The organism is Flavobacterium sp. TAB 87 (assembly GCF_001529295.1).
Classification (GTDB): Bacteria; Bacteroidota; Bacteroidia; order Flavobacteriales; family Flavobacteriaceae; genus Flavobacterium.
Genome location: NZ_LLWK01000038.1, coordinates 960253 through 971741 on the forward strand (window position 1 = coordinate 960253; position 11489 = coordinate 971741).

Below are 11489 nucleotides of genomic sequence, written 5' to 3' on the forward strand. Positions count from 1 at the left end.
TTGGTTTGTCTGGTCGAGCGCAGTCGAGGCCTTTCTAGAATTAAGTAAATGCCTTAAAAATATATAGTAAATGAATTGGTATGTAGTCTATACAAAGCCGAAGTGGGAAAAGAAGGTGGCAGAACAACTCAATCAATTAGGTGTAACCTGCTATTGTCCGTTACTTACACAAGTCAGGCAATGGGCTGACAGAAAGAAAAAAGTTGTTGTTCCGTTGTTTAATTCGTATGTCTTTGTGCAACTGGAAGAAGCGCAAAGGAATGCTGTTTTTGGAGCTTCGGGTGTTGTGCGCTATTTATTTTGGTTGGGCAAGCCCGCTATTGTTAAAGATGAAGAAATAGCTATTATTAAAAAAAGTTTGGAATCGACTGTTATTTCGGAAATACTGGTAGAATCTTATAAAAAAGGAGATCGAATAACAGTTGAAGCAGGCGTTTTTAAAAATCAAGTTGGCGTTGTGCAAGAAGTTTCGAATACGGAGTGTGTTTTGATTTTGGAATCATTAGGTTGTGTGTTGCGCATTAAATACAAGTAATATCTTATACTATCGCTCAAATTTTAGTTGAATTTTACTCACTAAATCTAGTGATATTTTAGTATAGTGGTGTTGTTCTGATCGCTGATCGTTAGAAAGTTGAGAATTTAAGTACATTTATTTATAAGTAACGGGTCATTCCTGTTCGTTTTCCTGTTGAATTTACGGACTTAATATGTTATATTTGCGGAAATTTAGTTTTCGGAACTCTCGTTATTTATGTGACTGAGGGTAGCGAAGCTGTGCAAAAAATCATTTGATTTTATACTAAAATGCTTAAAAAAAAGAAAATAGCTGTAATTGGTTTAGGTTATGTAGGTTTGCCTCTGGCTCGTCTATTTGCTACTCAATACGCTGTTGTTGGTTTTGATATCAATCAAGAACGAATTAAAGAATTGGAATCCGGTTTTGATGCTACTTTGGAAGTGGAAAATAGTGCATTACAATCGGTTTTAAAAATTGAGAATTCATTAGTGAATGGCTTGTTTTGTAGTTCAGATGTCAATGAAATTAAAGATTGTTCAGTTTACATTGTTACTGTTCCAACTCCTGTAGATAAAAACAACAGACCCGATCTAACTCCGCTGTATAAAGCCAGCGAAACTGTTGGGGCTGTTTTGAAAAAAGGAGATATAGTCGTTTATGAATCGACCGTATATCCTGGCGTTACTGAAGACGAATGTGTTCCGGTTTTGGAGCGGGTTTCTACACTCCAATTTAACGTTGATTTTTTTGCGGGTTATTCACCTGAACGTATCAATCCGGGAGACAAAGAGCATACTGTTGATAAGATATTAAAAGTAACATCGGGTTCGACACCTGAAATAGGGGAAGAAGTGGATGCCTTGTATCGTTCTGTAATTACAGCGGGGACCCATTTGGCTCCAACGATTAAAGTAGCTGAGGCTGCCAAAGTTATAGAAAACTCACAACGTGACATCAATATTGCTTTTGTAAATGAGTTAGCAAAAATATTCAATTTAATGGATATTGATACGCAAGCTGTATTGGAAGCAGCTGGTACAAAATGGAACTTTTTACCTTTTAAGCCCGGTTTAGTTGGTGGTCATTGTATTGGTGTTGATCCTTATTATCTTGCGCAACGCGCACAAGAATTTGGGTACCATCCTGAAATAATATTGGCAGGGAGACGTTTAAACGATAGCATGGGACAGTATGTGGCTTCTAGTGTAGTGAAATTGATGATTAAAAAAGGCATTAATGTTACTCATTCTAAGTTGTTGCTAATGGGAATAACATTTAAGGAAAATTGTCCTGATGTTCGCAACACTAAAATTGTAGATGTTGTTCGCGCTTTCGAAGAATATGGTATCGCAGTAACCGTTTTTGATCCTCTTGCAAATCCTGCTCAAGTTGAAAAAGAATACGGAATTTCAATTTGTACTGAAAAACCTTCTTCAAAATTTGAAGCTATTGTTTTAGGAGTAGCTCATAACGAATTCTTGCAGATGGATTTAAATTTATTCCGCAGCTCAAAAAGCATTTTATACGATGTGAAAGGGGTTTTAGTTGCTGATGTGGATGGTAGATTATAATTAATAGTATTATGAAGATTGGTATAACTTTTAGTGCTTTCGATTTGTTGCATGCAGGTCATATAAAAATGTTGGAAGAAGCCAGAAGGCAGTGTGATCATCTTATTGTAGGCTTGCAGACCGATCCAACTTTAGATCGTCCTGAGAAGAATGCGCCATCTCAAACTGTTGTGGAGCGTTATATTCAATTGAAAGGCTGTAAATTTGTTGATGAAATTGTACCTTATGCTACCGAACAAGATTTGGAAGATATTTTACGTTCCTTTAAGATAGATGTTCGAATTATAGGTGTTGAATATCAGGATCAGAATTTTACGGGACGTTCTTATTGTGAGGAAAAAGGGATCGAATTGTTTTTTAATGTTAGAGATCATCGTTTTTCAAGTAGTAGTTTGCGAAAAGAAGTTGCGGATAAGCAACTGAAAAAAAGAGTTTAGATGAAAAGTTCAATTGTACATGTTTTATTAACGGGCGGGATCGGTAGTCGCTTGTGGCCCTTGTCTCGAAAAAGTCAACCGAAACAATATTTAGAATTGTTTAATGGCGAATCCTTATTCGAGAAAACAATTATTCGCAATCGAAATTTTGCAGACCGTTTGTTGGTGGTTGGCAATGTCGATAATTGTCATTTGAGTAAAAATATACTAGAAAATAAAAATATAGCTTACGTTAATATTGTCGAATCGACTCCTAGAAATACAGCAGCAGCAATCGCTTTTGCCGCCTTTGCAGTCGATTCAGAAGATGTGTTATTAGTAACACCTTCTGATCATATTATCGAAAATGAAGAAGCGTACGAAGTCGCATTGAAAGAAGCAATTGATAAAGCAGAACAAGGCTACATCGTTACTTTCGGTGTGCAGCCGACCAAGCCGGAGACTGGCTATGGCTACATCGAATTTAAAAATGACACGGTACTTTCTTTTCGTGAAAAGCCGAATGCAGTTACTGCTAAGCAGTTTATTGCTACAGGTAATTTTTTATGGAACAGTGGAATGTTTTGTTTTAAAGCGGGTGTTTTTTTAGAAGAACTACAAAAATACCAGCCTGATGTATATGAAAAAGCAAAATTAGTTTGGGATAATAATAAAGAGGGCAATTTAGATTTAGATTTGTCTCTTAATATTCCTTCCATTAGTGTAGATTATGCGGTTATGGAGCGTAGTAAAAAAATCAAGGTAGTTCCGGCTGCTTTTGAATGGTCGGATTTGGGTTCGTTTGAGTCAGTTTATGATTACTTGTTAAGCACCGGAGAGATCGTTGATGCTAATGGCAATATGACTATTGGCTGCGGACTGCCCACTCATTTTTTAGGACTCAAAAATGTTATCTTTGTGCACACTCCGACAGCTAATTTAATACTACAAAAAGAGCATTCTCAGGATGTTAAAGATATTTACAATCAATTGGAAAAAGAGGAATCAAAATTATTAGACTAAATGAAAAAGATATTAATTACTGGTGGAGCGGGTTTTATTGGGTCTCATGTGGTGAGACGATTTGTTACTAAATATCCTGACTATCAAATTTATAATTTAGATGCGTTAACGTACGCAGGTAATTTAGAAAATATAAAGGATATTGAAGCTGCCCCTAATTATACTTTTATAAAAGGAGATATTGTCGATGCCGATTTTATCAATTCTCTATTTGCTACTCATAATTTTGATGGAGTTTTACATTTGGCTGCTGAATCTCATGTCGATCGTTCGATTACTGATCCACTAGCATTTGTACGTACTAATGTTATTGGTACCATGAATTTACTTAATGCGGCTAAGAATCAATGGAAAAATGATTTTACGGATAAGCGATTTTATCATATTAGTACGGATGAGGTTTATGGCTCCTTAGGAGCAGAAGGTTTGTTTACAGAAACAACGGCTTACGATCCAAATTCTCCTTACTCGGCTTCCAAGGCGAGTTCTGACCATTTTGTTCGTGCCTACGGTGAAACCTATGGCTTGCCTTATGTACTTACAAATTGCTCTAATAATTATGGATCGTACCATTTTCCAGAGAAATTAATTCCGCTTTTTATTAATAATATTATTCATAACCAACCGCTTCCAGTATATGGCGATGGAAATTATACCCGTGATTGGCTTTTTGTTGAAGATCATGCTGTGGCTATTGATTTGGTTTTTCACGAAGGTAAGAATCACGAAACCTATAATATTGGTGGTTTCAACGAATGGAAGAACATCGACTTAGTAAAGTTGCTGTGTCAGCTTATGGATCAGAAGTTAGGGAGAACGGAAGGGACCTCTGCAAAATTGATTACGTATGTAAAAGACCGTCCGGGGCATGATTTGCGCTATGCAATCGATGCTTCTAAAATTAATACAGAATTGGGTTGGAAGCCGTCTGTGACATTTGAAGAAGGATTGGAGCTTACCATTAGTTGGTATTTAGATAATCCCGAATGGTTGGATAATATTACCTCTGGCGCTTATCAGTCGTATTATAGAGATCAATATTCCGTTTAATACTACAGTTACTGTTGGTAAATAGTACGCTGGCAATTCTTTTGCTTTTACGTTTTAAGGTTTAGTTTTATGAAAAAAATAGTTTGGTTTTTTGTCTTTTCCGTTTCTTTTTTAGTCTCATCTGCGGCTTTTGCGCAGGACATTTTAAAAGGAAAAGATTTGAGTACGGTTCAAGTTGATTACATGTCTGACGCTGATGTACTAAAGGTTAAAAGTCAGTTAGACGCTAATAAGATGAGTATTGAGCAAGCTGAAGGTCTCGTGATTGGAAAAGGAATGCCTCCGAGTGAATTTGCTAAGTTGAAACAACGAGTGAAGCAGTTGGAGACGAAGAATGTCGCGGTGCCAACTCTTCAAGTAGCAAACAAGAAGAACGATTTTGGGCGTGAACAAGAAAAAATAAATAACAATAAAGTTAAAGATTCTACTAATGCGTTAGTATTTGGATCGGAATTGTTTGATATTCCTACTTTGAATTTTGAGCCCGATTTGAAACTGGCTACTCCAGTAAATTATGTTTTAGGGCCAGGGGACGAGTTGCAAATTAGTGTGTATGGCGTTCAGCAATTTAGTGAAAGTGCTACTGTAAGTCTAGAAGGGAAAGTTAGTATTCAATACGTAGGTGAATTGGCTGTATCCGGAATGACTATTGAAGCTGCGACTCAAAAAATAAAAAATTCAATCGCCCGTGTTTACAGTACGGTTGGTTCAGGTCAATCACAAGTTAGTGTTACTTTGAGTGGTATACGAACCATACGCGTTACTTTAATTGGTAGCAAACAGCCCGGAAATTATTCGGTTTCGTCCTTAGCTACCGTGTACAATGCGTTGTTTTTGGGAGGTGGGCCAAGCAAAAATGGAAGCTATCGAAATATTGAATTGATTCGAAATAACAAAGTGTATAAAAACATAGACATCTATCGTTTTTTGACGAAAGGAGATCAGTCTGATAATATTAGTTTAAAAGATAATGATGTCATTCGAATTCCGAGTTACAGTGCGCGTGTTACTGTAGAAGGGGAAGTGAAGCGAGCAGGTATTTTTGAAATGAAAAAAGGCGAAACTCTTTCGGATTTATTACTATTTGCATCTGGTTTTACGGACTTGGCTTATACTGCTTCAGTCAATGTATTACAGAAGACCGGTAAAGAGTTTAAAGTGCAAGATATTAAAGCTACTGAATTTGGTATGTACCAGCCACAGTCTGGTGATGTATTTCGCGTTTCTAAAATTTTAAATCGTTTTGAAAATCGAATTACTATAGAAGGTGCTGTTTTTAGACCTAATATTTATTCCTTTTACGAGGGCATGCGTATTTCTGATTTAATTAAGCAAGCAGAGGGATTGAAAGAAGATGCTTATAGTAAACGAGTTCGTATTATTCGATTGAAATCGGATTTGACTACTGAAATCATCAATGCCAATTTGGAGAAAGCCTTGTCGGGAGATTTGGTTTCAGATATCGCTTTGCACAGAGAGGACATCGTCACGGTATATTCGATTTTAGATTTTAGAGAGGAATATGAAGTCACTATTGACGGAGAAGTTAAAAATCCAGGTACGTATCCCTATTTCGAAAATTTAACCCTCAATGATTTAGTTGCGCAAGTGGGCGGATTTACTGGAACTGCATCCAAAAGAGTAGAGGTTGCTCGTTTAGTAAAGTCAGAAGTGGTCGATAGTAGTACGAAACGCATCGAACTCATTAATTTGGAAATCTCAGCTCAAAATAATGAACAATTAAAAAACTTTGTTTTAGAACCGTTCGATGTTATTAACATTCGAAGAATTGTTACTTACGAAAAGCCAGAATTAGTTGTTGTTTCGGGTGCTGTTTTATATCCAGGAAAATATGCTTTAGCAATAAAAAAAGAAACCGTTTACAGTGTGATTCAAAGAGCGGGTGGTTTGAACGCTGTTGCAAATGCTGAAGGAATGAAGATTAAAAGACCGATTAAGCAAGATCAAATCGATCAATTGGAAAGTGTAGATTTAAGGTTAGATTCAAAAGATTCGACCACTACTAAATTGTCTAAAAAATTAAAAGAAGAATTGAAATTTGCCACTATTCCTGTCAATTGGGATAAAATTGCTAAAGATCAATCTCATTATTCAAACGTTACGTTGTTTCCGGGCGATGAAATTATTATTGCAGAGATGAATGAAGGGGTTAAAGTTACGGGGAACGTTCTGTTGACTTCGGAAATTCCTTATCGTAAAGGTAAAGGGTTTCGCTATTATCTGGATGCTGTTGGTGGTGAAAATGCGAAAGGTTGGAAAAAGAAAGCTTATATCATTTATCCGAATGGAAAAGCTGATGTGACGAGCTCTTTTTTATTTTTCAGAAATTATCCCAAAGTGGAACCCGATTCTCAAATCGTTGTTCCTGAAAAACCAGAAACTACAAAGATGAGCACTGGGGAATGGGTCAGTATTGGTAGTGTGATTACTAGCTTGGCTTTGTTGATTGTTACGGCTTTTAGGTAAGTGTAGAGTGAATTGTGAATAGTGAGAAGTGTATAGTGAGTAGGGAGAGGTTAGAAGTGAATAGTTATTAGTGAATAGAAGGGTTTAGTATTTATTAACGCACGCTTTTAGTTTTTGATGACTTTCAGAATGAAAGTAAATAATGAAAATAGATAGTTTCAATAATATATGAATGAACAAAATCCAAACGACGAAATATCGTTACAGGAATTACTAGCAAAAGGAAAGGAATGGTTTAATTATCTCCTTTCGCAATGGAAAATAATAGTCTTTGCTGGGATTATAGGTGCGGCTTTAGGGCTAACTTATTCTTTTATTAAAAAACCAGTTTATACAGCAACCTTGTCTTTTGCCTTAGAAGATGAAAAATCGGGAGGGTTGGGTGGTGCCTTGGGATTGGCAAGTTCCTTCGGTATTGATTTGGGCAGCGGTGGAGGGAGTATTTTTACAGGCTCTAATTTGACGGAATTGTTCAAGTCGCGATCGATGGTAGAGCAGACTTTATTGACCGCCGTAGTACATAATGGTAAAGTTATTTCGTTAGCGGAGATGTACATTCAGGAAAACAAGTGGAGAGAAAGTTGGAATAAGGATCCAAATTTCAAAAATATTGAGTTTTTACCTAAAGCAGATCGAAAGAACTACACCAGAACTCAAGATAGTATTTTAGGAGTGATGTATAGTCTTTTGTCTACAAACAGTTTACGTGTCGGGCAAAAAGATAAAAAGGTTGCGATCATTTCGATTGATGTGTCTTCTTCAAGTGAATTATTCGCTAAATATTTTACTGAAGGCTTAGTTAAAAACGTATCTGATTTTTATATTAATACTAAGAGTAAAAAGTCGCGTGAGAACATGGCAATTTTACAAAAACAAACTGATTCAATTCGGCGGGAGCTAAATGGTGCCATAACTGGAGTTGCTTTAGCTAACGATAATAATTTTATGCTAAATCCAGCGCTAAACGTTCGTCGCACCCCATCTGCGCGCAGACAGGTAGATGTGCAAGCTAATACGGCGATCTTGACCGAATTGGTAAAACAATCGGAGATGGCTAAGGTAACTTTGCGAAAGGAAACTCCGTTATTTCAGGTGATAGATAAACCTATTTTGCCCTTGAAGAAAGAAAGACTTGCAAAGTCTAAGGGGATTTTAGTAGGTAGTTTTTTAGTCGGATTTTTAGTAGTCATTGGTTTGATTATTAGTAGAGTTTTAAAGCAATTTGTTTGATAATAGAATAGTTCGCACTAGTCACAGCTGTTTTCCGTGCGTTTGATTTATTATATGAAGTTTAGATATAGATGTTGAACGGGGAAAATAGAAGGTATCATATGATTCGGATTGCAAACGAATCTTTACATCGATATGCCTAAAAACATTCCTACTCAAAAGGTCGAAGAACTTTTAGTTTAGTACTCGTGCTCTCTAGTTTTTGTGGATATAAATATAGCTTTTATAATTGAACAAAACTTGGAATATATTTTGCATATTTTTTAAATTGATATGCGGGTTTTAATGATTATACTAAGAATATTAGTTTTAGAGGCAGGTTCATTATTTGGTATTGTTACTAATATTTTCCAAAGAGAATTGATAGACTTGAAAATAAATAAAATCAATAGGTATTTTTGGTTATTATAGTTATTGATAGTGGGGGGAAAGCATATGAAAATTTATCAGATTTATAACGCAGAATAGCAATAATAAGAAATTGTATTCGCAAATGTATTTAATTAAAATATTTTTTCTATCGAATAAGCACTATTTTTTCTATAGTTTTATGTACATATTATATGACTTTTGGTGAAAAATATTAATTTTTTGTTTCATCATTAAATAATATTGTAAGTCGTCATAGTAACATTTAGATAATTAGTAAGTTAGAATATGTAAAAACATCATTTCAAATACTTTTGGTCTAAAGTAATAGACTTTTTTTTAGAGAATTTATTGTAAAATTAGATGTGATTGCACTATTTACATAATTTCATAAATTTTTGAAGTAAAGGAAATAGTTAAAGTATTAAACTTCAAGTTAAATATTCAATAACAAATTAGAAATAGTATTAATGAAAGTAATGATGGAAAAAGATACAAAAGTTTATATTGCAGGTCATAATGGAATGGTTGGAAGCGCCATTTGGAGAACATTAGAGGCTAAAGGTTATACAAATTTAATTGGAGCATCGAGTTCTGAATTAGACTTGAGAAATCAACTAGCGGTACAAGATTTTTTTTCAACTGAAAAGCCAAAAGTAATTATTGATGCAGCCGCTAAAGTTGGAGGCATATTAGCGAATAATAATTTCCCATATGAATTTCTTATGGAAAACATGTTAATTCAAAATAATTTAATAAATACTTCATTGCAATTGGGAATAGAGAAATTTATATTTCTAGGAAGCTCTTGTATCTATCCTAAGTTTGCACCGCAACCTTTAAGAGAAGATTATTTGCTAACAGATTCTTTGGAACCGACTAACGAGTGGTATGCCATTGCAAAAATTACAGGTGTAAAAGCTTGTCAAGCAATCCGAAAACAATTTAACAAAGATTATGTTAGTTTGATGCCTACTAATCTATACGGAATTAATGATAATTTTGATTTGAATACCTCGCATGTGTTACCTGCAATGATGCGAAAATTTCATGAGGCAAAATTGAATAATCACTCTCCCGTTACTTTGTGGGGCAGTGGAACTCCCATGCGTGAGTTTTTATTTGTTGATGATATGGCAGCGGCTGTTGTTTTTGCATTAGAGAATAAACTCCCCGAATATTTATATAATGTTGGTACAGGGGAGGATTTGACAATTAAGGAATTAGCAGAAACAATTCAGAAAATCATCGGACACCAAGGTAAAATTATTTGGGATAGCACGAAGCCAGATGGCACACCAAGAAAATTAATGGATATTTCTAAAATGCACGAATTGGGTTGGAAACATAAAGTGAACTTAGAAAACGGAATTCAAAAGACTTATAATTGGTTTTTGCAGAACGAAGGAAAATATAAGGAAGTTAAGATATAGAGGAAGTAATTAAGAATAGTCCTTATTTCCATAAAAAAATTTTAAATATCTCCTAATTCAAAACATATGAACACACAAAAAATAGCTTTAGTTACTGGAATTACTGGTCAAGATGGGTCTTATTTGGCAGAATTATTACTAGAAAAGGGATATGAAGTACATGGGATTAAACGAAGAGCATCTTCTTTTAATACGCAACGTATAGACCATATTTATCAAGATCAGCATGAAGCGCATGTCAATTTTAAATTGCATTATGGTGATTTGACCGATTCCACCAATATTATACGAATAATTCAGGAAGTACAACCCGACGAAATTTATAATTTAGGTGCAATGTCTCATGTTAAGGTATCCTTTGATTCTCCAGAATACGTTGCAAATGTAGACGGAATAGGTACCTTAAGAATCCTAGAAGCGGTACGAATACTAGGTTTAGAAAAAAAGACTAGAATATATCAAGCTTCTACATCAGAATTGTACGGAGGTTTGGCTGAAAATAAAAATGCTAAAGGGTTCTATGATGAAAACTCTCCATTTTATCCAAGATCACCTTATGGAGTAGCAAAGATTTATGGATTTTGGATTACAAAAAATTACCGCGAGGCTTATAATATGTACGCTTGTAACGGTATTCTTTTTAATCATGAATCTCCGAGACGTGGCGAAACTTTTGTAACTCGTAAAATTACGATGGCAACTGCAGCTATTGCTAAAGGAAAACAAGACTGTTTGTATCTTGGAAACTTAAATTCACAAAGAGATTGGGGTCATGCAAAAGATTATGTTGAAGCCATGTGGAGAATTTTACAACAAGATGTAGCTGAAGATTATGTAATTGCAACTGGTGTAACAACTTATATTAGAGATTTCGTAACAATGGCTTTTGCTGAAATTGGTGTCGAATTAACTTTTGAGGGCGAAAATGAAAGTGAAATTGCTAAAATAGCAGTTTGTAATAATCCTTTGTATCAATTAGAAATTGGTAAAGTGGTTGTTCGTGTTGATCCAGAATATTACCGTCCTACAGAAGTTGATTTGCTAATCGGTGATCCTACCAAATCTAAAACTCAATTGGGTTGGAAACCACAATATGATTTAGCAGGATTAGTTAAAGAAATGGTTGCAAGTGATTTAAAATTATTTTAAAAACTTGATACCATTACAATAGCCTAATTTTTTGATCAAATGAATAAAAAAAATTATTGATATTTTAATTTTTTTGAAATATTTAATTGTTTTTAAAAATCTAAGTAAAGTTAACTTTTAGTGACAAGTAACTTAAGTTATAATGATATCCGATTTACTTCATATAAACATAACTAAATAAAAATCTAAAAATTAATAAAGATTTAGTTAGATATACAGAAAACAAACAATTTAAATTTTA

At 34.7% G+C, this 11489-nt stretch carries 9 protein-coding genes; all 9 read left to right on the forward strand.

The annotated features are described in order from the left end of the window. The first annotated feature begins 70 nt into the window (after positions 1–70). The 9 genes from AP058_RS16285 (at position 71) to gmd (ending at position 11248) form a co-directional block, all read left to right on the forward strand. Positions 71–535: a UpxY family transcription antiterminator gene (locus AP058_RS16285; protein WP_066313300.1), complete on the forward strand. Its 465-nt coding sequence runs from the start codon at positions 71–73 to the stop codon at positions 533–535. Positions 536–807: 272 nt separating this feature from the next. Next, positions 808–2091, forward strand: a complete 1284-nt coding sequence (locus tag AP058_RS16290) for a nucleotide sugar dehydrogenase (protein WP_066313302.1) — start codon at positions 808–810, stop codon at positions 2089–2091. 11 nt (positions 2092–2102) lie between these two features. Further along, positions 2103–2528 (forward strand): adenylyltransferase/cytidyltransferase family protein, encoded by a 426-nt coding sequence (locus AP058_RS16295; protein ID WP_066313304.1) that lies wholly within the window; start codon positions 2103–2105, stop codon positions 2526–2528. After that, positions 2529–3530: a mannose-1-phosphate guanylyltransferase gene (locus tag AP058_RS16300; protein WP_066313306.1), complete on the forward strand. Its 1002-nt coding sequence runs from the start codon at positions 2529–2531 to the stop codon at positions 3528–3530. Beyond that, the gene (gene rfbB / locus AP058_RS16305; RefSeq protein ID WP_066313313.1) at positions 3531–4580 is read left to right on the forward strand and encodes a dTDP-glucose 4,6-dehydratase; all 1050 of its coding nucleotides are present in this window, start codon (positions 3531–3533) and stop codon (positions 4578–4580) included. Positions 4581–4649: 69 nt separating this feature from the next. Further along, the gene (locus AP058_RS16310) at positions 4650–7067 is read left to right on the forward strand and encodes an SLBB domain-containing protein (protein WP_066313315.1); all 2418 of its coding nucleotides are present in this window, start codon (positions 4650–4652) and stop codon (positions 7065–7067) included. A gap of 168 nt (positions 7068–7235) precedes the next feature. Continuing rightward, on the forward strand, positions 7236–8297 hold the full coding sequence (locus AP058_RS16315; protein WP_066313317.1) for a Wzz/FepE/Etk N-terminal domain-containing protein: 1062 nt from the start codon (positions 7236–7238) through the stop codon (positions 8295–8297). Positions 8298–9148: 851 nt separating this feature from the next. Further along, entirely contained in the window at positions 9149–10099 is a 951-nt protein-coding gene (locus AP058_RS16320; protein ID WP_066313574.1) for a GDP-L-fucose synthase, read from the forward strand. A gap of 66 nt (positions 10100–10165) precedes the next feature. Further along, a complete protein-coding gene (gene gmd, locus AP058_RS16325; RefSeq protein WP_066313319.1) occupies positions 10166–11248 on the forward strand; it encodes a GDP-mannose 4,6-dehydratase in 1083 nt (360 codons plus the stop codon). The last annotated feature ends 241 nt before the right edge of the window (positions 11249–11489 follow it).

Bases quoted from the DNA above. Each gene is read 5' to 3' on its own strand.
- AP058_RS16285 (WP_066313300.1), top strand. From the start codon at position 71: ATGAATTGGTATGTAGTCTATACAAAGCCGAAGTGGGAAAAGAAGGTG.
- AP058_RS16290 (WP_066313302.1), top strand. From the start codon at position 808: ATGCTTAAAAAAAAGAAAATAGCTGTAATTGGTTTAGGTTATGTAGGT.
- AP058_RS16295 (WP_066313304.1), top strand. From the start codon at position 2,103: ATGAAGATTGGTATAACTTTTAGTGCTTTCGATTTGTTGCATGCAGGT.
- AP058_RS16300 (WP_066313306.1), top strand. From the start codon at position 2,529: ATGAAAAGTTCAATTGTACATGTTTTATTAACGGGCGGGATCGGTAGT.
- rfbB (WP_066313313.1), top strand. From the start codon at position 3,531: ATGAAAAAGATATTAATTACTGGTGGAGCGGGTTTTATTGGGTCTCAT.
- AP058_RS16310 (WP_066313315.1), top strand. From the start codon at position 4,650: ATGAAAAAAATAGTTTGGTTTTTTGTCTTTTCCGTTTCTTTTTTAGTC.
- AP058_RS16315 (WP_066313317.1), top strand. From the start codon at position 7,236: ATGAATGAACAAAATCCAAACGACGAAATATCGTTACAGGAATTACTA.
- AP058_RS16320 (WP_066313574.1), top strand. From the start codon at position 9,149: ATGGAAAAAGATACAAAAGTTTATATTGCAGGTCATAATGGAATGGTT.
- gmd (WP_066313319.1), top strand. From the start codon at position 10,166: ATGAACACACAAAAAATAGCTTTAGTTACTGGAATTACTGGTCAAGAT.